Annotated in this window: 33 protein-coding genes and 1 tRNA gene; 16 read left to right on the top strand and 18 right to left on the bottom strand. The window is 50.6% G+C overall.

Features of this window, described 5'->3' with window-relative positions; translation table 11 throughout:
• The first annotated feature begins 9 nt into the window (after window positions 1–9).
• Entirely contained in the window at window positions 10–939 is a 930-nt protein-coding gene (locus QQL65_RS04225; RefSeq protein ID WP_284362268.1) for a prephenate/arogenate dehydrogenase family protein, read from the top strand.
• Window positions 940–958: 19 nt separating this feature from the next.
• On the opposite strand, the gene QQL65_RS04220 is transcribed toward QQL65_RS04225, so the two are convergent.
• Entirely contained in the window at window positions 959–1906 is a 948-nt protein-coding gene (locus QQL65_RS04220; protein ID WP_284362266.1) for a DUF2125 domain-containing protein, read from the bottom strand.
• A 141-nt stretch (window positions 1907–2047) separates the two neighbouring features.
• Between QQL65_RS04220 and QQL65_RS04215 the strand changes: the two genes are divergently transcribed.
• The gene (locus QQL65_RS04215; RefSeq protein ID WP_284366208.1) at window positions 2048–2569 is read left to right on the top strand and encodes a gamma-glutamylcyclotransferase; all 522 of its coding nucleotides are present in this window, start codon (window positions 2048–2050) and stop codon (window positions 2567–2569) included.
• A gap of 9 nt (window positions 2570–2578) precedes the next feature.
• Here the strand turns inward: QQL65_RS04215 and QQL65_RS04210 are convergent, their stop codons facing one another.
• The 4 genes from QQL65_RS04210 to ftsE form a co-directional block, all read right to left on the bottom strand.
• Window positions 2579–2935, bottom strand: coding sequence for a hypothetical protein (locus QQL65_RS04210; protein ID WP_284362265.1), 357 nt, complete (start codon window positions 2933–2935; stop codon window positions 2579–2581).
• A gap of 135 nt (window positions 2936–3070) precedes the next feature.
• Window positions 3071–3859, bottom strand: coding sequence for a lysophospholipid acyltransferase family protein (locus QQL65_RS04205; protein WP_284362263.1), 789 nt, complete (start codon window positions 3857–3859; stop codon window positions 3071–3073).
• 18 nt (window positions 3860–3877) lie between these two features.
• Window positions 3878–4810: a cell division protein FtsX gene (locus tag QQL65_RS04200; protein ID WP_284362262.1), complete on the bottom strand. Its 933-nt coding sequence runs from the start codon at window positions 4808–4810 to the stop codon at window positions 3878–3880.
• Window positions 4797–5456 carry a cell division ATP-binding protein FtsE gene (gene ftsE / locus QQL65_RS04195; protein WP_284362260.1) on the bottom strand — a complete coding sequence of 220 codons (660 nt, stop codon included), beginning with the start codon at window positions 5454–5456 and terminating at the stop codon, window positions 4797–4799. Before ftsE ends, QQL65_RS04200 begins: the two co-directional genes overlap by 14 nt.
• Before the next feature lie 139 nt (window positions 5457–5595).
• On the opposite strand from ftsE, the gene QQL65_RS04190 reads away from it, so the two are divergent.
• From QQL65_RS04190 to QQL65_RS04180, 3 genes are read left to right on the top strand one after another with little or no spacing between them, the layout of a single operon-like run.
• Window positions 5596–6711 (top strand): zinc-ribbon domain-containing protein, encoded by a 1116-nt coding sequence (locus QQL65_RS04190; RefSeq protein WP_284362259.1) that lies wholly within the window; start codon window positions 5596–5598, stop codon window positions 6709–6711.
• Window positions 6712–6754: 43 nt separating this feature from the next.
• Complete coding sequence (locus tag QQL65_RS04185) at window positions 6755–7162, top strand: response regulator (RefSeq protein WP_284362258.1); 408 nt, start codon at window positions 6755–6757, stop codon at window positions 7160–7162.
• 25 nt (window positions 7163–7187) lie between these two features.
• Entirely contained in the window at window positions 7188–7634 is a 447-nt protein-coding gene (locus QQL65_RS04180) for a GNAT family N-acetyltransferase (RefSeq protein WP_284362256.1), read from the top strand.
• Between the two features lie 3 nt (window positions 7635–7637).
• Here QQL65_RS04180 and lysA read toward each other — a convergent pair whose 3' ends face one another.
• Together lysA and argH are read right to left on the bottom strand one after the other, a co-directional pair.
• Entirely contained in the window at window positions 7638–8906 is a 1269-nt protein-coding gene (lysA, locus tag QQL65_RS04175; protein WP_284362255.1) for a diaminopimelate decarboxylase, read from the bottom strand.
• A gap of 1 nt (window position 8907) precedes the next feature.
• Window positions 8908–10302 carry an argininosuccinate lyase gene (gene argH, locus QQL65_RS04170; protein ID WP_284362253.1) on the bottom strand — a complete coding sequence of 465 codons (1395 nt, stop codon included), beginning with the start codon at window positions 10300–10302 and terminating at the stop codon, window positions 8908–8910.
• A 26-nt stretch (window positions 10303–10328) separates the two neighbouring features.
• Here argH and QQL65_RS04165 point away from each other — a divergent pair, with 26 nt between their 5' ends.
• A complete protein-coding gene (locus tag QQL65_RS04165) occupies window positions 10329–11012 on the top strand; it encodes a TlpA family protein disulfide reductase (protein WP_284362252.1) in 684 nt (227 codons plus the stop codon).
• Here the strand turns inward: QQL65_RS04165 and QQL65_RS04160 are convergent.
• The 3 genes from QQL65_RS04160 to QQL65_RS04150 all read right to left on the bottom strand — a co-directional run bounded on the left by QQL65_RS04160 (window position 11009) and on the right by QQL65_RS04150 (window position 12424).
• Entirely contained in the window at window positions 11009–11596 is a 588-nt protein-coding gene (locus QQL65_RS04160) for a sugar O-acetyltransferase (RefSeq protein ID WP_284362251.1), read from the bottom strand. The genes QQL65_RS04165 and QQL65_RS04160 overlap by 4 nt on opposite strands.
• A gap of 78 nt (window positions 11597–11674) precedes the next feature.
• Entirely contained in the window at window positions 11675–12142 is a 468-nt protein-coding gene (gene ybaK, locus QQL65_RS04155; RefSeq protein WP_284362250.1) for a Cys-tRNA(Pro) deacylase, read from the bottom strand.
• 90 nt (window positions 12143–12232) lie between these two features.
• Window positions 12233–12424 (bottom strand): hypothetical protein, encoded by a 192-nt coding sequence (locus QQL65_RS04150; RefSeq protein WP_284362249.1) that lies wholly within the window; start codon window positions 12422–12424, stop codon window positions 12233–12235.
• 240 nt (window positions 12425–12664) lie between these two features.
• Here QQL65_RS04150 and QQL65_RS04145 point away from each other — a divergent pair, with 240 nt between their 5' ends.
• Genes QQL65_RS04145 through QQL65_RS04135 form a run of 3 tightly spaced genes read left to right on the top strand, consistent with a single transcriptional unit; the run spans window position 12665 to window position 14551 of the window.
• Entirely contained in the window at window positions 12665–13369 is a 705-nt protein-coding gene (locus QQL65_RS04145; RefSeq protein ID WP_284362247.1) for a hypothetical protein, read from the top strand.
• Complete coding sequence (locus QQL65_RS04140; protein WP_284362246.1) at window positions 13369–13998, top strand: N-acetyltransferase; 630 nt, start codon at window positions 13369–13371, stop codon at window positions 13996–13998. Before QQL65_RS04145 ends, QQL65_RS04140 begins: the two co-directional genes overlap by 1 nt.
• Window positions 13985–14551: a TetR/AcrR family transcriptional regulator gene (locus tag QQL65_RS04135; RefSeq protein ID WP_284362245.1), complete on the top strand. Its 567-nt coding sequence runs from the start codon at window positions 13985–13987 to the stop codon at window positions 14549–14551. The genes QQL65_RS04140 and QQL65_RS04135 overlap by 14 nt, the downstream gene beginning before the upstream one ends.
• Here the strand turns inward: QQL65_RS04135 and QQL65_RS04130 are convergent.
• From QQL65_RS04130 to QQL65_RS04115, 4 genes are all read right to left on the bottom strand, one after another.
• The gene (locus QQL65_RS04130; RefSeq protein WP_284362244.1) at window positions 14548–15228 is read right to left on the bottom strand and encodes a rhomboid family intramembrane serine protease; all 681 of its coding nucleotides are present in this window, start codon (window positions 15226–15228) and stop codon (window positions 14548–14550) included. The genes QQL65_RS04135 and QQL65_RS04130 overlap by 4 nt on opposite strands.
• Window positions 15229–15319: 91 nt before the next feature.
• Window positions 15320–15898, bottom strand: coding sequence for a cob(I)yrinic acid a,c-diamide adenosyltransferase (locus QQL65_RS04125; protein ID WP_284362243.1), 579 nt, complete (start codon window positions 15896–15898; stop codon window positions 15320–15322).
• Window positions 15899–15907: 9 nt separating this feature from the next.
• A complete protein-coding gene (locus QQL65_RS04120; RefSeq protein WP_284362242.1) occupies window positions 15908–16099 on the bottom strand; it encodes a twin transmembrane helix small protein in 192 nt (63 codons plus the stop codon).
• A 26-nt stretch (window positions 16100–16125) separates the two neighbouring features.
• Window positions 16126–17031 carry a LysR family transcriptional regulator gene (locus QQL65_RS04115; RefSeq protein WP_284362240.1) on the bottom strand — a complete coding sequence of 302 codons (906 nt, stop codon included), beginning with the start codon at window positions 17029–17031 and terminating at the stop codon, window positions 16126–16128.
• A gap of 102 nt (window positions 17032–17133) precedes the next feature.
• Between QQL65_RS04115 and QQL65_RS04110 the strand changes: the two genes are divergently transcribed.
• Entirely contained in the window at window positions 17134–18111 is a 978-nt protein-coding gene (locus QQL65_RS04110; protein ID WP_284362238.1) for an NAD-dependent epimerase/dehydratase family protein, read from the top strand.
• Here the strand turns inward: QQL65_RS04110 and gluQRS are convergent.
• The gene (gluQRS, locus tag QQL65_RS04105; RefSeq protein ID WP_284362236.1) at window positions 18108–18992 is read right to left on the bottom strand and encodes a tRNA glutamyl-Q(34) synthetase GluQRS; all 885 of its coding nucleotides are present in this window, start codon (window positions 18990–18992) and stop codon (window positions 18108–18110) included. The genes QQL65_RS04110 and gluQRS overlap by 4 nt on opposite strands.
• 38 nt (window positions 18993–19030) lie before the next feature.
• Here gluQRS and QQL65_RS04100 point away from each other — a divergent pair, with 38 nt between their 5' ends.
• The 4 genes from QQL65_RS04100 (at window position 19031) to QQL65_RS04085 (ending at window position 21844) form a co-directional block, all read left to right on the top strand.
• Window positions 19031–19690: a DNA-3-methyladenine glycosylase family protein gene (locus tag QQL65_RS04100; protein ID WP_284362235.1), complete on the top strand. Its 660-nt coding sequence runs from the start codon at window positions 19031–19033 to the stop codon at window positions 19688–19690.
• Window positions 19687–20367 carry an alpha/beta hydrolase gene (locus tag QQL65_RS04095; RefSeq protein WP_284362234.1) on the top strand — a complete coding sequence of 227 codons (681 nt, stop codon included), beginning with the start codon at window positions 19687–19689 and terminating at the stop codon, window positions 20365–20367. The genes QQL65_RS04100 and QQL65_RS04095 overlap by 4 nt, the downstream gene beginning before the upstream one ends.
• Window positions 20368–20463: 96 nt before the next feature.
• The gene (locus QQL65_RS04090; RefSeq protein WP_284362233.1) at window positions 20464–21021 is read left to right on the top strand and encodes an HNH endonuclease; all 558 of its coding nucleotides are present in this window, start codon (window positions 20464–20466) and stop codon (window positions 21019–21021) included.
• A 415-nt stretch (window positions 21022–21436) separates the two neighbouring features.
• Window positions 21437–21844 (top strand): hypothetical protein, encoded by a 408-nt coding sequence (locus QQL65_RS04085; RefSeq protein WP_284362232.1) that lies wholly within the window; start codon window positions 21437–21439, stop codon window positions 21842–21844.
• 33 nt (window positions 21845–21877) lie between these two features.
• On the opposite strand, the gene QQL65_RS04080 is transcribed toward QQL65_RS04085, so the two are convergent.
• Both QQL65_RS04080 and QQL65_RS04075 read right to left on the bottom strand, forming a co-directional pair.
• Window positions 21878–22384 carry a disulfide bond formation protein B gene (locus QQL65_RS04080; protein ID WP_284362230.1) on the bottom strand — a complete coding sequence of 169 codons (507 nt, stop codon included), beginning with the start codon at window positions 22382–22384 and terminating at the stop codon, window positions 21878–21880.
• Window positions 22385–22411: 27 nt separating this feature from the next.
• Window positions 22412–22993 (bottom strand): YqaA family protein, encoded by a 582-nt coding sequence (locus QQL65_RS04075; protein WP_284362228.1) that lies wholly within the window; start codon window positions 22991–22993, stop codon window positions 22412–22414.
• A 133-nt stretch (window positions 22994–23126) separates the two neighbouring features.
• Between QQL65_RS04075 and QQL65_RS04070 the strand changes: the two genes are divergently transcribed.
• A tRNA-Leu gene (locus QQL65_RS04070) sits at window positions 23127–23211 on the top strand.
• A gap of 60 nt (window positions 23212–23271) precedes the next feature.
• On the opposite strand, the gene QQL65_RS04065 is transcribed toward QQL65_RS04070, so the two are convergent.
• Complete coding sequence (locus tag QQL65_RS04065) at window positions 23272–23826, bottom strand: NADPH-dependent FMN reductase (RefSeq protein ID WP_284362226.1); 555 nt, start codon at window positions 23824–23826, stop codon at window positions 23272–23274.
• Between the two features lie 336 nt (window positions 23827–24162).
• On the opposite strand from QQL65_RS04065, the gene QQL65_RS04060 reads away from it, so the two are divergent.
• A complete protein-coding gene (locus QQL65_RS04060) occupies window positions 24163–26193 on the top strand; it encodes a methyl-accepting chemotaxis protein (protein WP_284362224.1) in 2031 nt (676 codons plus the stop codon).
• Window positions 26194–26218 lie beyond the last annotated feature (25 nt).

The raw sequence follows: 26218 nt of genomic DNA, 5'->3' as shown, positions 1-26218 counted from the left end.
CGAAATAAGATGTTTGAAAAAGTTGCACTGATCGGGATCGGGCTTATCGGCTCATCGATCGCACGCGCGATTAAAGAGAAAAACTTGGCAGACCATATTGCCATTTCCACGCGCTCACAAAAAACCCTGGACCGGGCCAAGGAATTGGGTCTGGGCGACAGCTACAATATTGATCCAACCGAAGTGGTGCGTGACGCAGATTTGGTGATTATTTGCGCGCCAGTTGGCGCATATGAGGCAATCGGCAAGCAAATCGCGCCACATTTGAAAACTGGCGCCATTTTGTCTGACGTTGGCTCAGTGAAAGAACATGTCGTCAAAGCCCTTGAGCCACATGTGCCGGATGGCGTTCACTTCATCCCCGGTCACCCAATTGCGGGCACCGAGAATTCGGGACCTGAAGCGGGCTTTGCGTCCCTGTTTGACGGCAAGTGGTGTATCCTCACGCCAATTGAAGGCACCGATCAAGATGCTTTGCACCGGTTGCGTGATTTATGGGTCGCATTTGGCAGCGACGTGGAAATCTTGGACGCCAAACACCATGATATGGTGCTGGCAATCACAAGCCATGTGCCCCACTTGATTGCTTACAATATTGTGGGCACGGCGGACCATTTGGAAAGTGTGACCAAATCGGAAGTGATTAAGTTCTCTGCTGGTGGTTTCCGCGACTTTACGCGGATTGCTGCGTCAGATCCTGAAATGTGGCGGGATGTGTTTTTGACCAACCGCGAAGCGGTGATGGAAATGCTCGGGCGGTTCTCTGAGGATTTGTCGATGCTGCAGCGCGCCGTGCGTTTTGGTGATGGTGAGATGCTTGAAGAACTGTTCACACGTACACGTAATATTCGCCGCTCAATCATTGATGCGGGTCAAGAAACGGACGTTCCTGACTTTGGTCGTCACGTGAGTGCTGTTGAGGATGAAAGCGGGGCGTAACACGTCCCGCATCGATGCTTTAGAACAATGCAGGCACAAAGAACAGCGGCGCGACGCCAATGCTGACAGTGCCTGCATTTGCCTGCCATAGAGATTTATACTCACCCTCGTCGTTTGCCACGCCAAAAATAGTCGGTGCAAGGATGCCATAGGCTTCAGGATCAAACAATTCCACAAGCCCTTTGGATTGGGTGGTGACTTGACCATTTAGCTGGCCCGCTGCATCGAGATTGAGCTTGCCATTGGCGGTAAAGCGCATATCGGTGGCGCTGAATTCAAGCCCATGCACCACCAGTTCACCTTGTTGGCTTTGCCATTGGCGCAGCATGTTCGGATATTGCCAATTGGTGACATTGCGATCAAGATTTGTCGCCTCGAGTTCAACCGCGAGGTTGGCTTTTTGAGTGTTGAGCTCAATCAGATTAGCTTCGCTCACACGGAAAAAGGCTTGTACGCCGGTTTCCGCATCCTGTGTTGCGATCAAATGGGCTTCGACGTTCTTGGCGTTTGCCAGCTCAATCGGGGTGATCAAAGTGTCGGACCATTTCAAATTGTCTGCGATGGCTGAAACACGCTCAAGTTCCAAGCTCCAGTTCAATCGGGCACTGAGTTGGAGGCTTGTGAAATCCAATTCGCGTTCGCTGCCAGTGAACTCATTACGCGAGTTTATCGGGCTTTGAGCAAAAGCGATAATGTGGGTGGGGCTATAAACGCGCACCGTCGCCTTGATTTCTTGGACCAAATATTGGTCGTCGCCATCAATGATATTGGCATTTTTGCACGTCACGTCATAGCGAAATGGGAAGCCGGAAATAGACCGTTCGTCGCATGAAATCTGAGGCTGGGCATTCGCAGATGCAAATTTGTCCAACTCGGTCGAGATCTGATTTGCACCGAAAAACCATGCACCCGTATAGGCAACAACGACGATCAGCACGATGGCAATAAGGAATTTGAATTTGGTCATAAAATGGGTCTAACCCGACATTGCTTGCTTGTCACTCAAAATGGCGTGAGCCTGATAAAAACGGGTTGTTGCCGCTCGTTCGAGTTGCTCTTATAAGAGCCAACTGGTGTGGATGATGTGCAAAAGAAATATGGTTTTAATATGAGCTATTGGGTATTTGGCTACGGGTCGTTGATCTGGCGTCCGGGATTTGAATATGTGGATGCACATCAAGCACTCTTGCGTGGGCTCCATCGCCAATTGTGTATTTACTCCTTCACGCATCGTGGCACCGAAGATCGTCCCGGGTTGGTTTTTGGTTTGGACCGTGGTGGGGCCTGTCGGGGGATGGCGTTCGAGGTTGATCGTGGCATTTGGAATGATACCCACGCCTATTTGCGGGAGCGAGAACAGGGCAACGATGTTTATAAAGAAAGCTGGCGGCAGGTAGAATTAGCTGATGGCCGCACGGTCGAAGCGCTAACATTTGTGGCAGATAGGTCGCATCGGCAATATGCGGGCCGATTGGCGCGTGAAGAACAATTGCGGCTGGTTAGGCAAGGGGTCGGCAATTCAGGCAAAAATCCTGAATATGTGATCAACACTTACGCGCACCTGCACGAAATGAACATCAAAGATGAGGGCCTTAAATGGCTCCACGATTCGCTTGTGAAAGATAGTTAGGCCGCTACCTTAAGCGGCATGGCGCTCCGGGTCTCGATGGGCTGCCTCCAAATCCCATATCATGGTCAGTGGTGGCATTTCATCGTCGGCCAATTCAAGCACATAGGCATCATCTGCGATATGCACAGCCTTCAAAAAGGCACGTCGGCTTTGTTCGTCATGGATCAGATTATCACCGGTACCAACCCACAAGGCATCTTCGCCCAATTCGTTGTGTTTGGACAAAAGGCACAGTTGATTGCCCGCCATATTGAGGTCAGCCAACTTGGTTCTTGTAAGAGTATAGGTGCGCCCGGTGCGGCCTTGCCAGTCCGCTACCGAATGATCGGAATTGCGTAGATTGATTAGTCGAATTGCTTCTGACATTTCAAATTCCCCGATTTTAGTTGCCCCGTGATAAGAGAACAAAAATAGAACAAACGTCTATTGTTGTCAATCCATGAAATGGGTCAATACTATATATATGGGAATCTATCAGACAAATGTCAATATATGGTGTATTTAGCGTTTGTGTGCGTCAATTCGGGCTTGCATCGCTGAATTGATAGGACGACTTATGCCGGCATCAATATCCTGCATTAGCATCTTGGTCGTTTCCGGTTCGATCCGTTCCTGAATTGTCTGGTGAAAAGTCTCCATGTCCAAACCAGCAGGGATTGGTTCGAGATATTTGGCGCGGGCGGTGCCGGGCCATAGAATTAGGGAGTTGCGTGGCCAATAAAGGCCTGACGTGAGGGCAACGGGTACCACCGGCACTTCTAGGGCCTCATACATTTTGGCAAGGCCCCACTTATATTTTGGCTCATCAAGCGGGGCGCGGCGCGTGCCCTCAGGATAAATAACAATTCGGCAATCGCGCTCTATTGCTTGTTTGCCCTGATCGACCATTTGCGGCAGCGCAGATTTGCCGTTTTTGCGATCAATCGAAATGGTGTGGAAATTCCGCATGCACCAGCCAAAGAAAGGAATGTCGAGCAATTCCTTTTTGGAAATGAATGTTGGTCGACCATTAGTTGCGGGCAATAGAGCAAAAATGTCCCAGTCGGACATGTGTTTTGACGCAATGATAAATGGGCCATCGGGCAGATTTTCTTGGCCGGTGATTTCGGTTTTGATGCCGACGACCCAACGCAGGAAGAATAGATTGCCAAGATACCAAGCTTTTACAACCCACCAGCCGGTCATTTTGCGGCCAAACAGCGAATAGATGCCAAAAGGAATAGCCAGAATTGCTGTGTAGCCGATGAACAGCACATAGAAAATCATCGACCGAATGGCTTGGAGAATCATGGAAGTTGCCTTTGTTACTTAAGGGGCGATCTGGGCTAAAAAACGGTGCACAGTGACGCGAGAGGTGATGGCGGTCAATATGGCAATGGTGACAACGGTCAGAATTAGCCCCAATAGACCCAACCAACCCAATGTGAACTGGCCAAATAACAGTTCAACTTGCGTCGCGCTTTGATCTGGCAGGATTGCGTTTGTGATGGTGCTGGCCACAAAGAAAAATACAATCGAACAGGCACCACCCACAAGACCGCCCTGCAGACCGATTGCGAGGAATCGCTCCTGGAATGCGCCTGCAATATAAGTGTCTGATGCGCCAATAAAGTGAAGTACATCAACGATTTCGCGGTTGGTCGCCATCGCGCCGCCAGTTGCAAAAACAATTGCAAGCACAGTAGCTGTGAGGATGAGGATTAGGGCCAATGTACCCGATAAAACGACTGTTCCCGCCATGGCATTGAGCTGCTGTTGCCACAATTCATGAGTGTCGATAGTTGCTTCTGGGACAGCGTCCGTCAACTTGGCGGTAAGTGCTTCAAGATCAAATAGGCTTGGGTCGCCCAGTTGAACAATGACCAAGCGCGGCAAGTGGAATGCGCTAATGTCAAACTGTTCGCCTAGCCAAGGGCTCAACAGTTTTTCGCTGTCGCTTACCGTCAGTTCAAAAGCACGCGATACACCTGGCGTTTGCTCCGCCAAGCTGATGGCTGTGCGGATATTGGAGAGCATTTGCTCATCTTCGACCGGTTGCAACTGAATTGTAAGCTCGCGCCCCACCTCAGATGACCAAGCAAGGGTTGAATTTTGTACCAGATAAACCGCACCAAATGTGACGCAGCTCAGAAACGTCATGATGGCGACAAGCAATGCCAATGTGCGCCCAGCGATGGATTGGCGCGGCACGATTGGAAATGGGGTTTTGGGCTTGGGGAGCAATTGGCTAATGAGAGACATTTATGCCTCCGTCTTTCAGCTGCAGGCGTGGAAATTTGAACTTGTTGAGCAGATGCAGCTCGTGGCTGGCTAGGATGATTGTGGTGCCCATGCGGTTGAGTTCAACAAACAAATGCAGCAAACGCTCAGACAATTCAGGGTCCACATTGCCGGTTGGTTCATCGGCCAACAATAGATCAGGTTTTGCGATCACCGCGCGGGCAATGGCTGCACGTTGTTTTTCACCACCGGACAAAAGTTCTGGGCGCACATGCATTTGATGGCCCAATCCCACCCAATCGAGCAGTTCTTCAACGTTGGATTTGTAAGCTGATTCGGGTTCGCCCCGCACAACCAGCGGCAATGCCACATTTTGGAAGGTGGTGAGGTGCTCAAGCAGACGAAATTCTTGAAACACGATGCCAATATGCTGCCGCATCTGCATCAATGCCGATTTGTCCAGACGGTTGGTGTTTTTGCCAAACATTTCCATTTCACCCGATGTAGGGCGCATGGACAGCAGCAAAAGCCGCAAAAGCGAGGTTTTGCCTGACCCTGAGGGGCCTGTAAGAAAGTGAAATGACCCCGGATCAATGTTGAAATTGAGGTTTTTTAAGATCTCTGGACCGGCTCCGTAGTGAAGCCCGACATTTTTAAATTTGATCAAGACCTGCTCCCGAATCACTATTTGGAAACCATATTATCAGCGATGCACAATTTGGCGCTTAAACGTTGCTGGTTTTTTCGGAGTGTTAACATAATCAGCGGTACATTTGGGGCGGAAGTTTTGCATCGGTTCGCATTAAATGATCATTGTTTGTCCAAATTGCAGCATGCGATATGAAGTTGCCGCGCAAGCGATCGGCGATAATGGACGAAGTGTGCAGTGCGCAAACTGCCAGCGATCTTGGCACGCGCAAGCCTTAAAAGAAGATGATTTTGATGCGCTGTTGGGCGATGCGCTAAACGAGCCACCTAAGGAAAAGCCAAAAAAGCAGAAGAAAACAAAGGTTACCGAAGCGGACGAGGACGCTTTGGATATTGCGTTTGTGGCCGAAGAAGACAAAGCCGCGGCTGATGAAACGCAAGCGGATGCATCGTCTGAGGGCAATGATGCGAACAAAATCGGCAGCTTTGAATTACCAGATGACGATGATGATCCGTTTGGCGATGATGATGATGGCAGCAAAGCGCGCGCAGCGGTAGAAAGTGCGATTGGCGCGGCGCAGGACGTAATGAACGCTATAAATGAGGACAACGAGGTTGAGTTGTCATCTTATGCAGCACGTCGCCGCCAGCAAATCGAGCGCATGAAACGCTCGCGACGGATTGCGAAGCGTCGGCGCGAAATTGCCAAAGCATTGCCAATGGCCAAATTGCGGCGCAATATCAGCTATGGCGCGTTTGCAGCGTCATTGTTGGTTGTGGCCATCTTATTTGGTTTTAGCACCAAGGTTGTACAGATTTATCCAGATATGGCCGGCTTCTATCGTCTGTTTGGCCAAACCGTAAATGTGGTCGGTCTTGAGTTTGCGGACGTGAAGACGGACCGCGTGTGGAGCGATGGGCATGAAGTGCTCACCGTGCGCTCAAAAATTGAGAATGTCACTAATCGAATGATCTATCTGCCACCAATTCGAGTGGCGCTGATCGATGAAAATGGTGATGTGATTTATGAGTGGAACACGACGCCAGGACTGGCGGTTTTGGAAGCACGCGGCATTTTCGAGTTTAAGACCGAATTGTCGTCGCCACCAAATGACGTGCGACGGGTGAAGCTGAAATTCTTGGATTGGCAATATTCAGGCGGCGTTACCAATCAAGCAATAGAACCGGGGTTCAATCCCGCGGCCAAACCGAGCGGTGCGACCGGGGAAGTTGGCGGCATTGGTGCCGTCCTAGCAAAGAAAAGAAATAACTAAACGCGAAACGGCGTGAAAGAATTGAGTACAGGAGAGTAGCAACATGGCAAAGATATTATTGGCAGAGGACGACCCAAGTGTTCGTGGCTTTGTAAGTCGTGCTTTGGAAATGGATGGCCATGAAGTTGTGGTGACCGAAGATGGTGGCCTAGCTGCTGAAGCGGCGCTGGAGCACAATGGCGAATTTGATCTGTTGCTTTCTGATATCAAAATGCCGGTGATGGACGGCATTGCTCTGTCGCTTAGTATCGCTGCGCAGTACCCCGACATTACAATTTTGCTGATGACTGGCTTTGCTGATCAGCGTGAACGTGCGCACGGGCTTGATGCATTGGTGCACGATGTGGTGCCAAAACCATTCACGCTGGCTGACATTCGCGCCAAAGTGGCTGAAGCGCTCGAGGGCCGTGAAGTGGAAAAAGAAACGCTTGCGAAGAAGTTTGGGGCGTAATCACTCAACGCGGGAAATGCATCAATTGTTGGTTCGCGAGGCGCAGCAACATGACTTTAATGACCTCTTGTCTCTGATCTCAGTGTTCCCGCACCAGGATCACAAGCAAGATGAAGAGCTTATTGCTCAACGGTTTCATGAAATACTAGAAGATCGTCGGATGCATTTGTTGGTGTCGGAAGCCGAAGGAAGTGTTGTTTCAACCTGTACTTTGGTGATTTTGCCCAATATGACGCGTCGCGGCCGACCATACGGTTTAGTTGAGGTGGTTGCTACTAAGCCGGAATTTAGAAGAAAAGGCGCCGCAACCGCGGTTTTAAGTGAGGCGCTGCAACGGGCTTGGCGGGCGGATTGCTACAAGGTGATGTTGCATTCTGGCAAACGCAATCTGGAAGCCCACAAGTTTTATCAGCAATGTGGATTTGAAGAATCGAGGCTGGGTTTCCAAATGGAAAACCCAAGCCTTATTTGATTGCTACTCCAACCACTCCGGCACACTGTCCAATTCGATCAATGCGTCGAGGTCCTGGCGCTCGCGAATGACGTGGTAGCGGTCACCATCCACCAACACTTCTGCGCAAAGTGGACGTGTGTTGTAGGTGCCAGACATAACCGCGCCATAAGCGCCTGCACTCATAATGGCGATATAGTCGCCTTCTGCAACTTCAGGCAATTGACGGTCGCGGGCAAGGTAATCGCCTGTTTCGCACACTGGGCCAACCACATCACCGCGCTTCTCAAGTAGATGATGATTTTCCACCAGCGGCATCACGCCGTGATGCGCTTCGTAGAGTGTTGGGCGGATCATGTCGTTCATGCCCGCATCAACAATTACGAAGGTTCGTTCAGCGCCTTCTTTGACATATTCAACCTTGGTGACAAAGATGCCCGCATTGCCTGCGATCATGCGGCCCGGCTCAAGCACCAGTTCGCAGCCCAGATCTTTGACATTTTTGAACACCACTTGCGCGTAGGCCATCGGATCGGGCGGTATCTCGTTTGAGGTGCCATAAGGAATGCCCAAGCCGCCGCCAACATCCACATGGCGGATATTGTGCCCCTCTGTGCGCAATTCCCCCACCAATTCGGCCAACAATTTGAATGCATTATCGAACGGCTCAAGCTCGGTGATTTGGCTGCCGATATGCATGTCAATGCCAGTAGCGTCCAAATGCTCAAGCTCTGCGATGCGCTTATAGACTTCTGATGCACGCTCAAACGGAATGCCGAATTTGTTTTCAGCCTTGCCGGTTGAGATTTTCGCGTGCGTTTTCGCGTCCACATTTGGGTTGATGCGCACAGAAACTGGCGCAATCTTGCCAAGCGATTTGGCCACTTCATTAAGGCGCTCAAGCTCCGCTTCGCTCTCTGCGTTGAAGCATTTAATACCTGCCTCTAGCCCCAGTTCCATTTCCGCATGGGTTTTGGCCACGCCAGAGAAAACGATTTTGTTTGCCGGAATGCCGGCTTTCAGCGCGCGTTTGAGTTCGCCAAGGGACACAACGTCTGCGCCTGCGCCCATATTGGCCACAAGCTTGAGCATGGCTTGGTTTGAGTTCGCTTTCATGGCGTAAGCCACAAGCGTATCCACGCCCTTAAAGGCTTCCTGCATTACGCGGATATGGCGGGTGAAGGTGGCCGTTGAATAAACGTAAAATGGCGTGCCGACTTCGCCAGCCAATTCGGTCAGGTCAACGTCTTCGGCATGTAGTTTGCCGCCCTTATACTGGAAGTGGTGGACCATCTTATTCTTCTTCGCTTGACGCTAGTTGCTCTTTCCAACGCGCGGCTTGTTCGCGTACGTTTTTTGGCGACGTGCCGCCATAAGAGGTGCGGGACTTCACCGAGTTTTCAACGCTGAGGACCTTAAAGACGCGGCTGTCGATGCGTTCATCAACTTCCTTGAGGTCTTCGATGGTCAAACCGTCAAGGTCGCAGCCTTTTTCTTCAGCCTTTGCAACAGCGGCGCCGGTGATGTGGTGAGCGTCGCGGAATGGAACGTTTGCTTCGCGCACCAACCAGTCGGCCAAATCAGTAGCGGTTGAAAAACCAGAACCAGCCGCATCGCGCATGGCTTCGCGGTTCACCTTGAGGTCGTTGATCATGCCTGTCATCGCAGCAAGCGCTAGACCAAGGCTATCGAAGGCGTCAAAGGCAACTTCTTTGTCTTCTTGCATGTCTTTTGAATAGGCAAGCGGCAAGCCCTTCATCACGATCATCAACGATGTTAGCGCGCCCATGATGCGACCAATTTTGGCGCGGATCAATTCAGCGGCGTCCGGGTTGCGCTTTTGCGGCATGATAGACGAGCCGGTTGAGAACTTGTCTGATAGGGTCACAAAGCGGAATTGCGCGGTGGACCAAATTACCAATTCTTCAGATAGGCGGGACAGGTGCATGGCGCAAATTGACGCGCAGCTTAAAGCTTCAAGCACAAAATCACGGTCCGCCACAGCGTCTAGCGAGTTTGCCGTTGGGCGTTCAAAGCCAAGAGCCCCTGCTGTCATTTCCCTGTCGATTGGGAATGAGGTGCCAGCCAATGCAGCCGATCCCAGAGGGCATTCATTAAGGCGTTTGCGTGCGCCATAAAAGCGGGATACATCGCGGCCAAGCATTTCAACGTAAGCCAACATATGGTGACCAAAGGTGACAGGTTGGGCGCTTTGCAAGTGCGTAAAGCCAGGCATTACGGTGTCTGCTTCTTCTTCAGCACGCTTCACCATTTCAAGCTGCAGCGTTTTGATTTGCCCTATGAACATGTCGATGGTGTCGCGGACATAGAGTTTGAAATCGGTCGCGACTTGGTCGTTGCGCGAGCGGCCCGTGTGCAGTCGCCCTGCAGGTTCGCCGATAAGGTCTTTGAGCCGCGCTTCCACATTCATATGAATGTCTTCAAGCGCGCGCGAAAAAGTGAACGATCCGGCATCAATTTCTGATCGCACTTGATCTAGACCTTTGATGATCGCGTCCTTATCTTCTTTAGTGAGAATGCCAGCGGCCTCAAGCATGGTGGCATGGGCTTTTGAGCCTTCTATATCTTGTTTATAGAAGCGCTTGTCGAAATCGATGGAGGCGTTTATTTCCTCCATGATGGCGTCTGGCCCAGAAGCGAACCGGCCGCCCCACATTTGATTGCTCATACTGACCTCTCTTTGAAGGAGAAATAATGTCCCAGGATCCGCACAACGAAGCCGAAAAAAAAGCTCCAAACAAGTGGAACATGGGCGTCATTGTTGGTGTTGTGGTAGCTATAGCGACCGCGGTTTGGGTTAGCAATGGCGGCGGCGGACAAAATGGTTCGGCTGGCACTGGTGGATTCACGCCGAGTCCGGCAATTGCTACGGCGTTGGATGAGGCCGCAGCAGGCGAACTGGCGGCCTTTCGCGCCACGGCAAAAGGCGAGGGATATCCCGAGATCAAGTTCGTTGCTGACACTGGCGAAAGCGTTGGCTTTGACCATTTCAACGGCAAAGTAACATTGGTGAACTTTTGGGCCACTTGGTGCGGCCCATGCCGGGCAGAAATGCCAGCTCTTGATGCTTTGCACGCCAAATATCAAGATCAAGGTTTTCAAGTCGCCACCATCAATTTGGATGTGGGCGAAGATGGTTTGGATAAGGCAAAAGCCTTTATGGAAGAGGTGGGGTTGAAAAACTTGCCGCTGCACGCTGATCCAACATTTGAAGCATTCGAAGTTCTGAAAACGCGGGGCACCGCGCTTGGCCTGCCCGCTACATTGCTGATTGGGCCCGACGGGCATGAATGGGGCGTGTTGGCTGGCCCCGCTGAATGGAACAGCGAAGATGCGCACGCATTAATCGAAGCGGCGTTGGCGCTGGTGAATAGCTAAAGCTCTTTTATCACCCGCGCTGGGGAGCCAACAGCTACGCAATCTGATGGAATATCTTTGGTGACGACAGCGCCTGCGCCGATTGTTGTGCGGTCGCCAATGGTCACGCCGGGCACAATGATCGCACCGGCACCAATCCAGCATTGATCGCCGATGGTGACAGGTGCTGCTTTGTTGACAAAGTTCATCCGTTCTGGCTCGTCCGGGTAGGGGTAAACGCATCGCTCGTGCGCATGAATCGGGTGCCCTGCGGTTAGGATTTGAACATTCGGCGCGATCAGGGTTTCAGAGCCGATGCGCACAAAGTGATTGTCCATTATTGAGCAGTTGCGATTGATAAATGTGCGCTCGCCGATCTCAACCATTTCCCCATATTCCACATAAAAGGGGCTTTCCACCCAAAACTCGTTTGGCGCTTTGCCAAGAATTGCACGCAATATCTCCATGCGATTTGGGTCGTCATAGTCTGCATTGTTGAACTTGTTCACAGCTGCGCGGGTGCGCCCGGCATGTGCGATCAGATCAGGATCGCCTGCCAGAAATGGTTCGCCAGCGAGCATTTGATGTTTTGCGGATTTTGACATGGAAGCGCCTAAAGGACTGGAATTGGTATTGTTGTCTGTTTTAGGCTATAGCGCGTGATTTGAAAAGCGGATTTGTCGCTAGGTTAGCTCGAGGGTTTTCGCGTTTGCCGCGCGCGTGAAGTCTTGAGGTGCAATTTCGATTTGCAGTCCACGTTTGCCGCCGTTGAACAGAATCGTTTCGTGCAGCAGGGCAGTTTGATCAAGCAGAACTTGGCAGCGGGAGCGCTGACCCAAGGGGCTGATGCCGCCGATGACGTAGCCGGATAGTTTTTCGGCTTTTGACTTGTCGAGCAGGCTGATCTTTTTCTCGTTGAGTGCTTTGGCCGCCAGTTTGAGGTTCATTTCTTTGTTGGTCGGAATTAATGCCGCGCCTGTTTGCGCACTGGTGCCAAACATAAGGCATTTGAACAGGCGCGCAGGGTCAACGCCAAGCGCATCAGCGGCCTGCATGCCAATATTTTGCGCGGTTGGATCATAGGCATATTCGTGCAGGCGATAATCAATACGCAGCTTGTCGAGCAGTTTGGTGGCAGGTGTTGCGGACATGGAAGTGACTTGGATTAAGAGTGCGCGGATGGGTTGGCTTAAGCGCAACTATGGCGCAAGGCGCAATGCAATTGGGTATTGAAGGGGTGCTTAGGCTGACTTATCGACCACGGTGCCAGTGCCCGGTGCAGGCATTGCTTTGGCGTTCTGCAGCCCTTTTTCAAGCATATTGACCGCTTGTTGCTGCATGTCGTGGGCGGATTTCATCATCAACAATTCGGCAGATTGCTGGCGTTGTGCGGCCTGCATTCCAACAGCTTGATTGACCAATGACATATCCATCTGAAGCGCCTTTCTAGCTTTTCAGTCGCGCACAGTGTCGCCGATTTAGCGTTAATGGCGGGTAAACAGATTAAATCAAATTGTTCGAGTTGAGAATTTTGCTTTGCCTGATGTTTGGTTTTTTGCGGCCATTAACCCTTGCTCGAATTGTTTTCCGATCACTTTCTCGCTCTTTTTCCTTGCAGATAGAGATATTGCTACATATATAACTTACTAGTAAGTTATTTATTATGAGGAACCATGACCCAAACAAATCAAAGTGCGAAACACAACGAAAAGCGTGGCGTGGAAGGTGATGGATCGTCCGTGCACGACCATTCATCTGCGGCAGATAAGTCAAACAATTCAGTGCAAATAAGCTGGAACCCGCCCAAACCGCGAACAGGTGCGTTGGGTGGATGGGATCGTTTTGTTGGTCCCGGGGCGACAGATGCAGAAGAGGTGCTGCAACTGATTTTGGGTGGTGCCATCGCAATTGGCGGTGTGGCCCTGTTCTGGTTGGCGCAAGGGCAAACGGCGAGTATTTGGCAATGGCTATTTGTTGCTGTTTTAGCGTTCGATATTGGTGGCGGCATTGTCACCAATTCCACCTCGGCCGCGAAACGCTGGTATCATCGCCCCGGTCATGGGCGCTTGCAGCACTTTGGATTTGTTGCCGCCCATTTGGTGCATATCGGATTGATGGCATTTCTGTTTGCGGATGCGCCAATATCTTACGCGTTGGCGCTTGGCGGTATGCTGATGTTGTCGACCGTGCTGGTCTTGTTCTCGCCCCTCTATCTGCAGCGACCAATGGCAGTCGGCTTGGCTATGGTTGTCATAATGGCTGGGCAATTACCGCCATTTGATATCGCCGGATTGAATTGGTTCATACCCGCCTTGATGCTTAAACTCATTCTTGGCCATGCGCTGAAAGAAGCGCCATTTCAGCCCGGTGATCGATAATGGCTGAGATTAGGGTGGAACCGCTAGCGGCAGCAAAAATTGAGGCTGCCGCACAGCTGTTGGCAAGCAGTTTTCTCGATGATCAAGGCATGGTGGTTTTGTTCCCCAAGCAAACACCGGATCAATTGAAAAACGCAATGCAAAGTTGGTTCGTCGCCACACTGAATTTGTGGGAAGCCCAAGGGCAAACGATGCTCGCTGCCTATGATGGTGATCAGCTGGTTGGCGTGTTGCTCAGCGGTCATAGCGCGCTGAAGGTCTCGGGGTTTGCGCAATTGAAATGGTCATTGACGGTTGGATGGCTTTGCGGCTTAGGCGCTGTGGTGCGCACCGCGCAGCATGATCAGGAGCGGCAAAAGCAGTTCAATTCAGCATCAGCGCATATTGTTGAATTTGTTGCCGTAGACGCGACCAAACGAGGGCGCGGGATAGGGCGCGATCTGTTCGTCGCTTATCATCAAATGATTGGCGAAGGGGCGTCTATATGGCTTGAAACATCGCGACAAGAAAACTTGTCGATTTTTACAAAGCTTGGCTATCGCGAACGGTCCAGGTCATTTAGTTTGGGCGCGAAGTTTGTTCAAATGGTTCGCCCGCCACAAAGGAAAGACTGTATTGCCTCGTCCTGATCGCTCACATGAACGTATCCCACAAATCCTGTCGGCTGCAGCGAAGGTTTTTGCCGCCGACGGTGTGCAGGGCGCGCGTATGGACGATGTGGCGAAAGAGGCGGGTTTATCTAAGGCCGCGATTTATCTCTACTATAAGAACAAAGATGCGCTGGTACTGGCCCTGCTGGAGCAATTCTTTGCTGCGAATTTGGAGGCGCTAAAGCTTATTCCGCAAGGCAATAGTGCAACGGATCGGTTGTGTCTTTGGATCGATTTGGTCAGCGCTGCCATGCAGCAGGGTGCGCATTTTCAAACCGTTGGATTTGAATTTTTGGCTATGGCTGGGCGGGACACAGATGCGCGGCAAAAGGTTTTGGAGTTTTACCAGGAATATCAAAGCGCAATTGCCCAGTTGTTGGTTGATGACGGTATGTTGCCAAGCGATGCGGCGAACAAGGCGCAAGAAATTGTTGCGCTGCTTGAAGGCATAAACCTGTTGTGGATGGCGCAATCTGGCGACATGGATTTTGCACGCTTGGCAAAGTCGGGCGTGACGGCGCTGCTCAGCTAGCGGCCAAATAATCCAACGGCGCTGCGTTTCATAAAGAACACCAGGGTTGCGCCTGCAATAACCCCGCCAATATGCGCCCACCAAGCGGTGGGGCCACCATCTGGGAACAGCACGAAAAATATCTGCATGGCGATCCAAAGCCCTAAAACCCAAAGCGCTGGAATGGGAATTGGCAACGGAACAACAATTTTAGCCAGCACATAGATCCTGACTTTGGGGAACAGAATAATATAGGCGCCGATGACACCAGCAACAGCCCCTGATGCACCAACCAGCGGTGCCGTGCTCGCTGGGTCGGCAAGCATATGGGCCAAACCGCCAGCTGCCGCGCATGCAAGATAAAAAATCAAATAGCGGATGTGCCCCATCGCATCTTCGATATTGTCACCAAAGACCCAAAGGAAGAGCATGTTTGAAAGCACATGCATCCAATCCGCATGTAAAAAGGCATAGGTGACCAATGTGGTTTGATCAGGCAAAAAAGGCACTTGATCGATCATTGGCTCACTAAGCCAGCCGGGCACCACAGCCATGGTAATCAGCACAAATTCTTCGCCGGCAGCGGGAAGCACATATTGAATGGCGAAGAAAATAAGGTTGAGCACGATCAGGGTTTGATTGACCCATGGGCGCTCCACATAGATTTTGGGGTTGTGATCATAAAGTGGAATAAACAAAAACTAACCCCATTATCTATTTGCCGCCGTCGCGAATTTGCATTCGCGTCCCCGGCACCCCCGCCATCATCTATTTACCGCCGTCGCGACGCTATTCTCTAAACCGACCGGGCTGCCACAAGACATCGCGTGCGCCATCATCATTTGTGACACGAGACAAAACAAACAGCAAATCAGACAATCGATTGAGGTATTTCACCGCAATTGGGTTGGTTTCTGGCTCTGCATCCATCAAGGCAACGCCAATGCGTTCGGCACGTCGCACCACGGTGCGGGCCAAATGAAGGTGAGCGGACAAGGCACTGCCACCGGGCAGGGTGAAACTTTTGAGCGGCTCAAGTCGTTCGTTATAGCGGTCGATTGTTGTCTCAAGCCAATCCACTTGGCTTTGCACAGCGCGCAATGGCTCGTAGCTCAACCCTTCGTCTGGACCAGGCGTCGCGAAGTCTGAGCCCACATCAAACAGATCATTTTGGATGCGCGCCAACACTTCATCAAGGTCATGGTCGCTGCCTGTATGTAGGCGCACTAGGCCAATGGTTGAATTGGCTTCGTCGATCGTGCCATAGGCTTCCACCCGAATATCAGCTTTTGAGCGGCGGGGGCCGGAAACCAAACCTGTGGTGCCATCATCGCCCGTGCGGGTGTAGATTTTGTTGAGTTTGACCATTTGACCCTCTTAGCGTGGCGCAAAGAAAACGGCGGCGATGACCAAAATTACCAAGGCCACAAACTGGGCAATCACACGTGCGCGCATCAGTTTTTGCGACAGGTTTGGATTGCCGCCACGGAACATATTGAACAAGCCGGCAAAGAGGATTAGGGCGACCACGCCCAAGGCGACGAAAATAAGGATGCTGATCGGTTGCATGTGCTCGAATCTTTTTCAGTCAACGTTTAGTTGCGAGTATAGGCGGTTAGTTCGGCAGCTAACAGGTCATAAATGACGCGGATGCGTTTTGCCTTATGCACCTCGCGGTGCGCAACCAGCCACATTTCCATTGAGGGGATTTTAAGGTCGGGCACAACATGCACCATCCCTGGGGTCTTTTCGATCAAGTTGAATTGGGCAAAACTAACGCCAAGACCTTGTTTGACCATTTCCCAAATTAGCGTTTGGCTGTCTGTACGCAGCTTGAAATTGTCCCGCTCGAGCGGAAAGCCAAGCGACTTTGACACGCGGATAATATCGTCTTGACGATCAAGGCCAATAATCTCGTGGTCATAAAGGTCTTCAGGTTTTTGTGGTGTGCCATGTTCATCAAGGTACGATTGGTGCGCGCAAGCGCGAAGGGGCACTTCGCCGATTTTTTTGCCCACCACATCAAGCTGGCCGGGGCGGAACATCCGGATGGCAATGTCAGCTTCGCGTAGGAGTAGATTTTCTACCGCATCCGAGGGCACGATTTCTAACTCGATCATTGGGAACTGTTGGCGCGATTTTTTCATGATTGCGGGTAGGATATTGTGCGAGATGATTTGCGATGCGGTGATCCGCACCGTGCCTTCAAGCACTTCAGTTGCGCCGGTGACGGCCAGTTGTGCCTCAGCTAGTGCCGCTTTGGCGTGGCGAACCGGGTCGACCAATTGATGCGCGATCGAGGTGGGGTTCAGGCCGCGCCCTGTGCGGTCGAAAAGAACAGCGTTTAGGCAGCTCTCAAGTTCTTCAATGTGCCGGCCAATAGTGGGCTGAGATGCACCCAATGCGCGCGCGGCCGCTGACAAAGACCCTCCATCCATTACCGCCAAAAATGAGCGCCACAGAAACCAATCAGGTTCGGACGGTAGATTTGTCTTATTCATAATTGAATATCTCAACTGCAGTTTTAGCGAATTTCAATTTGAAAATGAATATATATCTTGGGTGTCAGTCAAGCAAACGAATTTGAAATCAAGGAGAATAACATGACTGATACAGTAACAGTTTTGGGCATTAACGGCCGAATTGGTCAGTTCGCTGCAAAAGCATTTATTGAAAGCGGGTGGAATGTGATCGGTTTTGGTCGATCAAACCGAGCCCAATTTGAAGGGTTTGAATTTTGTCAGGGCGATGGATTTGAACTGGCCGATGTGAAACGCGCAATTGCAGATGCCGACGTTGTAATCCATGCGCTAAATCTGCCTTATGATAGGTGGGAACGCGAAGCTGAACAGCTCAATAAGGTTGTTATTGAGGCGATGAAAGGCACAGGAAAGATATTGATTTTTCCCGGCAATGTTTACAATTTTTCTGCCGACACACACCGCATGACCCCAGATGCTCCGCAAACCCCGGAAACGGCAAAGGGCGAAATTCGCAAGCGCATGGAAGATGATTTGCGCGATGCTGCTGAACAGCATGGGTTCAAAGCGCATATTTTGCGCGGGGGCGATTTCTATGGTCCGGGTTCCGAAGGGAGCTGGTTTGACCTCGGGATCGCGATGAATTTCAAGAGGCGCCAAATCACACAGCCATGCGATGGGGAAACAAAGCATTCCTGGGCTTACTTGCCAGACTTTGGCCGTGCCTTTGAAAAAGTCGCAGCAAAACGCGATGAGCTGGGAGCGTTTGAAAACTTCCATTTTCACGGTCATTTTGTCACTGGCAATGAAATGGCAGATGCCATTCAGCGGGTTGTACCTGAGCCATATGCGGTGAAGAAACTACCATGGTGGGCATTCTCCATCATGGGACTGTTCCAACCTGTAATTCGGGAAGTGATCAAAATGCGCTATTTGTGGCAATCGCCACAAGAGTTGATTGATCCCAAGCTGGATGCGATTTTGGGTGATGGCTTTGGCACCAGTTTCGAACGTGCTGTGGCCGAAACGACTTTGTCCTATTTGCCCGAAACTGAACTTGAAAAGCTTAAAGGCATGAAGCGCGCACCAGTGTTGGCTTAGTCTTCGCCGGCGCTTTCATCTTCTTCATCTAACCCAAGCTGGGCGCGGATTTGTTCTGGCGTCCAGCCTCGTTTCTTCAAGGCTTCTAAGCTGAGTGATTTCTTTGATTTGGAAAGCTTGTTGCCCTCGTCGTCAAGGATAAGCCCATGATGGTAATATTGCGGTTCTGGCAATTGCAGCAACTCTTGCAACACGCGGTGCACTGCGGTGGCAAAGTATAGGTCTTTGCCGCGTGTGATGTGGGTGATGTTTTGATCCGCATCGTCCACGACAACGCTTAAGTGATATGAGGTTGGCGTATATTTGCGCGCCAATACCACATCCCCCCATGCCGCTGGGTCAGCCTTAATGGTTTCAGCATGGCTCAACTCTTCGTCGAGCTCTTGCCAAGTTATATCACCGACTTTTTGGATCGCTTTGTCCATATCCAAACGCCATGCAAAAGCCTTGGCTTCAGCCATATGCTTGTCGCGGGTGAATGGGCTCATATGTTTGCAGGTGCCGGGGTAAACGGGCGCACCATCTGGGTCTTTGGCGCCGGTGGCAGCGTCTTTGATTTGTTTGCGTGAGCAGAAGCAGGGGTAAATCAACCCATCGGCCTTTAGCTGATCAAGCGCCTTTTGATAGTCGTCAAAATGATTAGATTGACGTCTAGGTTCTTCATCCCAAGCAAAGCCGACCCAGTCCAAATCATTGAGCATTTGCTCAATGCCTTCTTCGGTACAGCGAATGGTGTCGATGTCTTCAATACGCAACAGCAATTTGCCATCGGCCTTTTGTGCTAGTTCTTGCGTAAGAAGCGCAGAAAAGGCGTGGCCAAGGTGCAATTGCCCATTGGGGCTGGGGGCAAATCGAAATATGGGTTGATCAGAAATGTTCATGGCGCTCTAGTTGCCATGCGCCAACAAGAAAGACAAACATGAATCGCACAAGCCAAGATGATTTTTTGCGTCACGATGATGTGTTGCGCAGCCATTTGAGCGCTTTGGTGGTTCAAGATCCAACCCTTGGCGATGTGGTGGCGCTGTGCGATCCGGTGCCGTTGCGGTTTGAGCCTGGTGGCTTTCGCGGGCTGTCGCGCATTGTGATTGGCCAGCTTTTGTCGGTGCAGTCTGCAGCAGCGATTTGGGACAGATTTCGTGCGGTAATGGGCGACGTTGATGCCGCGCGTTTTTTGGACTTGGACGAAGTAGCATTTGACGGTGTTGGGCTTTCAAATGCGAAATATTTGACATTGCGCGCCATTGCAAAAGCCGAGCTTGGACAAACGCTACGTTATGATTTGATTGAAACCATGCCAATGTTCGAGGCGATGAAAATGCTCACTGCCATCAAGGGTATTGGGCCTTGGACCGCGGAGGTTTATTTAAGCTTTTGCGTTGGTCACCCAGACATTTTCCCAGCTGGAGATTTGGCTTTGCGAAAAATTGTTGCGCACCATATGGGTTGCGATGTTACACCCAGCATAAGCGAGACCATGAAATTGACGCAAAAATGGTCACCCTATCGAGGTGCGGCGGCGCGATTGATGTGGCGCTATTATGCGGTGATAAAGAATAAAGAAGGCATATTGATATGAGCGAATTATTTGGCCCAAAACTTGAACCTGCCAATGGCCTTCCACCGAAAAAGCTTGTGATCTTGCTGCATGGTTATGGGTCTGACGGTAAGGACATGATTGGCCTTGGCAACTTTTGGAATCAAGGGTTTCCTGACGTTGAGTTTTTGGCGCCCAATGCGCCAAACCCATGCTCTGTGAACCCGTTTGGCTTTGAGTGGTTCCATCTGGATTTGGAGCGTGGCCACGCAAATTATGAGGCAGGGGCCGAGCAAGCCTATCCGATTATTCGCGACTACGTTTTGGAACGCACCGCTGATGCGGGACTTGAATTGAAAGACGTGGTGCTTGGTGGGTTCAGCCAGGGTGCGATGATGGCGCTATATACTGGGCTTCGTTTTGAAGAGCCGCTTGCAGGCATTTTGTGCTTTTCGGGCAAAATGGTCGATCCAGAAACCATTGGCGATGAGATGGAAACGTCACCACCGGTTTGCTTGGTGCATGGGGAAGATGATGAGGTCGTTCCAGTTGCCGGCAGTTTAGAAGCCAAAGAAGTGTTAGAAGAGTTTTACGTCAATGTGTCGCTCAAGGTAACGCAAAAGACCGGGCATTCAATCGCTATGGACGGCCTGCAATTCGCCACAGGGTTTTTGAGCCATGTGTTTAAGCCAGACGATCAGATCGCTGTTGAAGAGTAAATGAAAAGTTAACAAGCCTTCACACGGCTGACATCTTACGGCACAATGATGGCACGTGAATATTTAGTGGAGTGATTCTCACCAAAGGAGGAAGGTGTGACAATCCATGTGTCACCCGAAGCTCTTCCAGCGCTCGTGTTGAATGCGGACTTTCGTCCGCTGAGCTATTATCCATTGTCATTGTGGTCGTGGCAGGACGCTATCAAGGCGGTTTGCTTGGATCGGGTCAATATTGTCTCTGAGTATGATCGGGTGATCAAAAGCCCGAGCTTTGAGATGAGACTGCCCAGCGTGGTCAGTCTAAAATCCTATATCAAACCAGCAAGCAACCCGGCCTTTACGCGCTTTAATTTGTTCTTACGCGACAGATTTGAATGCCAATATTGTGGGTCAAATAGTGACCTCACTTTTGATCATTTAATCCCACGTTCGCGCGGTGGGCGCACCACTTGGCAAAATGTGGTGACCGCTTGTTCGCCTTGCAATTTACGCAAAGCCAACAAGATGCCAAAAGACATTGGCATGTGGCCAAGCCAAACGCCATTCCAGCCCACTTCATATGATCTGCAAGCAAACGGGCGAAAGTTTCCGCCAAACCATTTGCATGAAAGTTGGATGGATTATCTTTATTGGGATATCGAACTCGAACCTTAGAACGCGCCCTGAACCACACAATTGGTCTGCAAATGGACGTGTCCTGCGCTTCCGGTGCTCACGTACTAAATGTACGTTGCGCGCCGGTTCTTGGGCGCCATCATTTTCGACTCAAATCTGAAATTCATCTTCGCGCTTTCCTGTGGTGAAAGTGTCTGTTTGGAGCGTCCGCCACACAAAAACGACCTCAAGCTTCTCGCATTAAGTAACCATCACGCTCGTCAGACTTCTCGAACTGCTGTTAATATTGATCTACAATTTGTACGGCGATTGTAGAAATTGGAGCTGAACCTTGGTCATAGAATCTCGTTTCTGGCGTGAAGATCTTGCCGAATATGTAAAAGAATTCAAGCCGGTGAAAAACCCGGCCCGAAGGACCGAACGCGTGCTTGTTAATTTCGAAAAAGACGTGACTATGGCGCTCTTCATGGTCAGGCGGCTAGCAGAGGATGGAAAATTTTCAACGAAGTTCAAAAACCATCGTGCAAAAATCCTAAGATTCGCATTCAATGGTAGGCCACATAGGTTGCGATACAAGGATTTGGATGAATACGAACTTGAAAATGAGCAACCCATATTGAAAGGTGCAATTTTCGTATGCAATCAGTTTATTCATGCACATTGCACTCAAGCGCTTGTGAAAGAAGATCGTAATTGGGCGGGTCTATACACGAATTCAGATTTTGAAAAACGCAAATGGATCTATTTTGTTCCCATTCTCGAGATAGTGAAAATACTTGAGATGGCAGTTGAGGATTTTCCAAGCAGCGTTACTTGGCGCTATGACCCTGTGGCTGAAGACTGGCTTAGCGAAACAGATTGAACTAGAGGTCCGACTAGCAGTAGAGTTTTCGTCTTAACCCTGCTTGTTCGCGTGGAAATTGATGTGGCCCGCATAAAGGGTGATGCAGGTCAGGATCAATGACACGATGGCATTCATGCCTGCAAAGCTGAGGCCGAAGAAGCGCACTTGTGCGCGGTCACAAGGGATCACCACAGTTTCGTTGATGTTTTCAAGTGCTGAGAAATCATTGATGCCCGCGCCAACGCCGGTGCAGGTGTCAGGGCCGGGCCACCAACTCCATTCAACGCCAGAATGATAGCCAGCCGTCCATGTGCCATAGCCAAAAATCAAGGCGGCAGCACCTAGCAAAATGGTGCGATAGTTGGCGTTGAGTCGATCCCACAAAAAGATGCCCATCAATAGAATTGGAATGGCGATGTAGTATGGATTGCGCTGCTCGTAGCAAAGATCGCATGGGATATAGCCGCCAATATACTGAAACGCATAGGCGCTGGTAATTGTCGCTGCGGCAAGCGCTGTTGCGCCAATGGTTAGGTTTTTAGCGTTCAACTCAAACACGAATGTCCCCAATATCTTTGGTGGCGATCAAAGCACAAATTTGATGGCCACAAATCCGCCAATTAGCAATGCGCAGCCAATGAAAAACATGAGGCCGAGGCGTTTTTCGATAAAGTCTTTAATTGGTGGACCAAAGAAAAACAGCAAGCCAGCAACGATGAAGAAACGTAAGCCGCGCGCCACGATAGAGGAGAGGATAAATATGGGCAGATTAAGGCCAGTTGCGCCGGACGCAATTGTAATCACTTTGTAGGGAAAAGGCGTCAACCCAAATACAAAGACGATGAGCAAACCCCATTCGTTGAAGGCGGCTTGGAAGTCCTCAAATTTGTACCAATAGCCATAAAATTCAAGGATTGGGCGTGCGAGCGCTTCGAGCAGTGCGGCGCCAATGTAGTAGCCGAGCAGGCCGCCAAGTACCGAAGTGATGGTGCAGATAAGTGCGAACCACCATGCGCGTTCGCGTTTGGCCAAGACCATCGGAATAAGCATGATATCAGGCGGGATCGGGAAAAATGAGCTTTCGGCGAAAGAAATTGCGCCCAATGCTTTGGGGGCGTGTTTGGAAGCGCCGAGCGCTAAAACCCAGTCATATAGGCGTCTAATCACAAGCAAAAATCCTCAAATTCATTCAAGGACAAGTCGCCCTTTTGGCTCACAGATGTAATCAGTTTGAATTTCGTGTCAATCAGTGATTGACGCGGTGACTTTTTTGGGTATATTCCGCCCCCATCACCTTAGTGCGGGTGTGGCGGAACTGGTAGACGCGCGGGATTCAAAATCCCGTTCCTTCGGGAGTGGGGGTTCGATTCCCTCCACCCGCACCAAACAAAAACCCCGGTCAGCTTTGCTACCGGGGTTTTGTTTTTTCCAATTGGCTTTTTTACCTATTTATGAAGCGCAGCCCATTTTTGCATGCCGTCAGCAAAAGCTGTAAGGCGTTGTCCCAACTCGGGAGCAATCGGTTGATCACCGTGCGGCAACTGATTTCTGATGTCATTTACGAAAACCATCGGGCGCTGCATTGTGTGCGAACCAATGGACACAAGGGTGTGGCGAAGGCTGGCTTGCGCATAACGGGTTCCCCAAATGCCGGTGGTGCCACCTAGAATAGCGACGGGCTTTTCATCCAATGCTTTGCTGATTGAAATCCAATCGAGCACGTTCTTCAAAACGCCAGGAACTGATTGGCAATATTCCGGCGTGGCGATAACAAGTCCATCTACCGCTTCGATCTGCGCGCAAAGGTCAATCACAGATTTTGGCCGATTTTCAATAGGCTTGAGGTCCTCATTGAACAGCGGAATGTTGGGCAGGTTGGTATATAGCTCTAGTTCAACTTTGCCTTGGCCAATTGTCTTAAGCGCTTCAAGCAATTGAAAGTTGTAAGAGTTCTGTCGCAGGCTTCCTGCCAATCCCAAAAATCTTGGTGCGTTCGTCATCGCTCTACCTTTTTGACTGTTTGGGCCTGTTTAATGCAGTTCAATTTAGAAAGCAAATTCTTTTTTTATTGCTCTTTTTCGATGTGCGAATGTCCGCGACGCGAGGTCGCAGCGGCTGCGGCAAAAATTCGCTAATGGTTTATGCTTACTTAAGGAGTTTTAGCGCAAAGTGGGCCCGACATAGTCAACTAGGCGTTGGATTGTTTATTGGACGCTGGTGTTGTTCGGGGCAAAATGAACACACCCGTTGCAAGCAAAACAAAGCCTAGTGATTTTTTGGCTTGAAGCATATGCGTGGCAGGCGCGCTTCAAGCTTTGTAAGCTGGGGTATAAGGCATGCACAAACTCAAGATTTCTGCGCGGATTTATTTGCTGGTGGCGCTGTCGATGTTGACAGTTGGTCTTCTGGCTTATCTGGGCATTACAAACATCAACAACACACGTACTACCTTGCGGTCGCAAGAGTTGGTATCGCTCACAGATTCAACAATAGCCATTGTTCAAGCGAACTATGATCGCGCTGAAGCGGGCGAAATTACCGTCGAAGAAGCGCAAGCTGCGGCATTGCGTGCCATCGAAGATATTCGATATCGCGGCAATGAGTATTTCTTTGCAGTGAATGATGAAGGCGTGATGATTATGCATCCATTTGCCAAGCAATTGGTGGGTGGCAATCAACTTGGATTGAAAGATGCAAATGGCAAGCCAATTTTCGTTGAAATGATTGCTTTGGCGAAAAAAGAAGGCGCCGGCTTCATGGAATATGTGTGGCCACGCGGAAAAGAAAAAACGCCAGTTGATAAGAATAGCTATGTGAAACGGTTTGAGCCTTGGGGCTGGATCGTGGGTACAGGCGTCTATGTTGATGATTTGCGGGCCGCAAACCAAGAAACGATTATGCAGCAGTTGGCGCTTACCGCCGCTATTGCAGGTGCATTGCTCATCCTAGCCTTCTTTATTGGTCGCTCTATCACCAAACCCGTAGAAGCCCTGACACGTACAATGGGTACGCTGGCATCGGGGGATCATGAAGTTGATGTGCCTGGCGCTGACCGCTCTGATGAAATTGGAGAGATGGCGCGCGCTGTTGAAGTGTTCAGAGAGAACGGTTTGAAAATGGCGCAGCTCAGCGAAGAAGATGTTGAGCGCCAAGCGCAAACGCGCGAAGAACGTGCCCAGATGATGCAAAATCTACAGGCAGCCTTTGGTAAGGTTGTCGATGCCGCAGGCGAAGGTGACTTCTCGCATCGTGTTGATATGGAATTCCCAGATCCTGAACTCAATACACTTGGCACGAGCGTAAACGGCTTGGTGGACACTGTTGAGCGCGGCTTGCGTGAAACTGGTGAAGTCTTGGCAGCTTTGGCCAAGACTGACCTTACATTGCGTGTAGAAGGTGAGTATCAAGGCTCGTTCTTGAAACTGAAACAAGACACCAATGCGGTGGCGGATCGTCTGACTGAGATTGTTGGTCGATTGAAAGAGACTTCAAGCGGGCTGAAAGCGGCGACAAGTGAAATCCTAACGGGCGCGAATGATCTTAGTGAGCGCACGACCCGTCAGGCCGCAACCATTGAAGAGACTTCTGCTGCAATGGAGCAATTGTCTGAGACGGTTGCCGACAATGCGCAAAAGGCTCAGATGGCGACACAGAAAACCGCACAAGCATCTGAGCTTGCTTCGGCTGGTGGTGAAGCGATGACCCATGCCACAACGGCAATGGAACGCATTACGTCTTCTTCTTCAAAGATTTCGAATATTATCGGCATGATCGATGATATCGCTTTCCAAACCAATTTGCTGGCGCTTAACGCTTCTGTTGAGGCCGCACGAGCGGGTGAAGCGGGTAAGGGCTTTGCGGTTGTGGCCGTAGAGGTTCGACGGTTGGCGCAATCTGCAGCGGAAGCTTCGTCTGAAGTGAAGGTGCTGATTGAACAAAGCGCAGGCGAAGTGTCTGAGGGTACCAAACTGGTTTCCGGTGCGTCTGAGAAACTTGACGAGATGTTGGCGGCGGTACAAGAAAACGCCACCCTGATGTCGGAAATTGCGCAGGCTTCTAAAGAGCAATCAAATGCGATTTCAGAAGTTGGTACTGCGGTGCGTCAGATGGATGAAATGACGCAACACAATGCGGCGCTGGTTGAAGAAACCAACGCAGCCATCGCTCAAACTGAAAATCAGGCAAATGATTTGGATGACATTGTTGAAGTGTTCCGCATTAGCGGTAGCGCAACACCATCCAAAGTCATGTCGAAACCTGCGCCAGTTGCTGCACCATCGGCACCGGCACCTCGTGCTGCACCAGCTGCTAAGGCGTATGGTACACATGGCAATGCGGCGATTAGCGACGATTGGGCGGAGTTCTAGTTCGAGCTAAGCTGATTATCTAGAT

Origin of the sequence: Maritalea porphyrae, assembly GCF_030159895.1 — a bacterium.
Taxonomy (GTDB): domain Bacteria; phylum Pseudomonadota; class Alphaproteobacteria; order Rhizobiales; family Devosiaceae; genus Maritalea; species Maritalea porphyrae.
The sequence above is the reverse complement of the archived record's forward strand: the minus strand, read 5'-3'. Positions and strand labels throughout refer to the sequence as shown.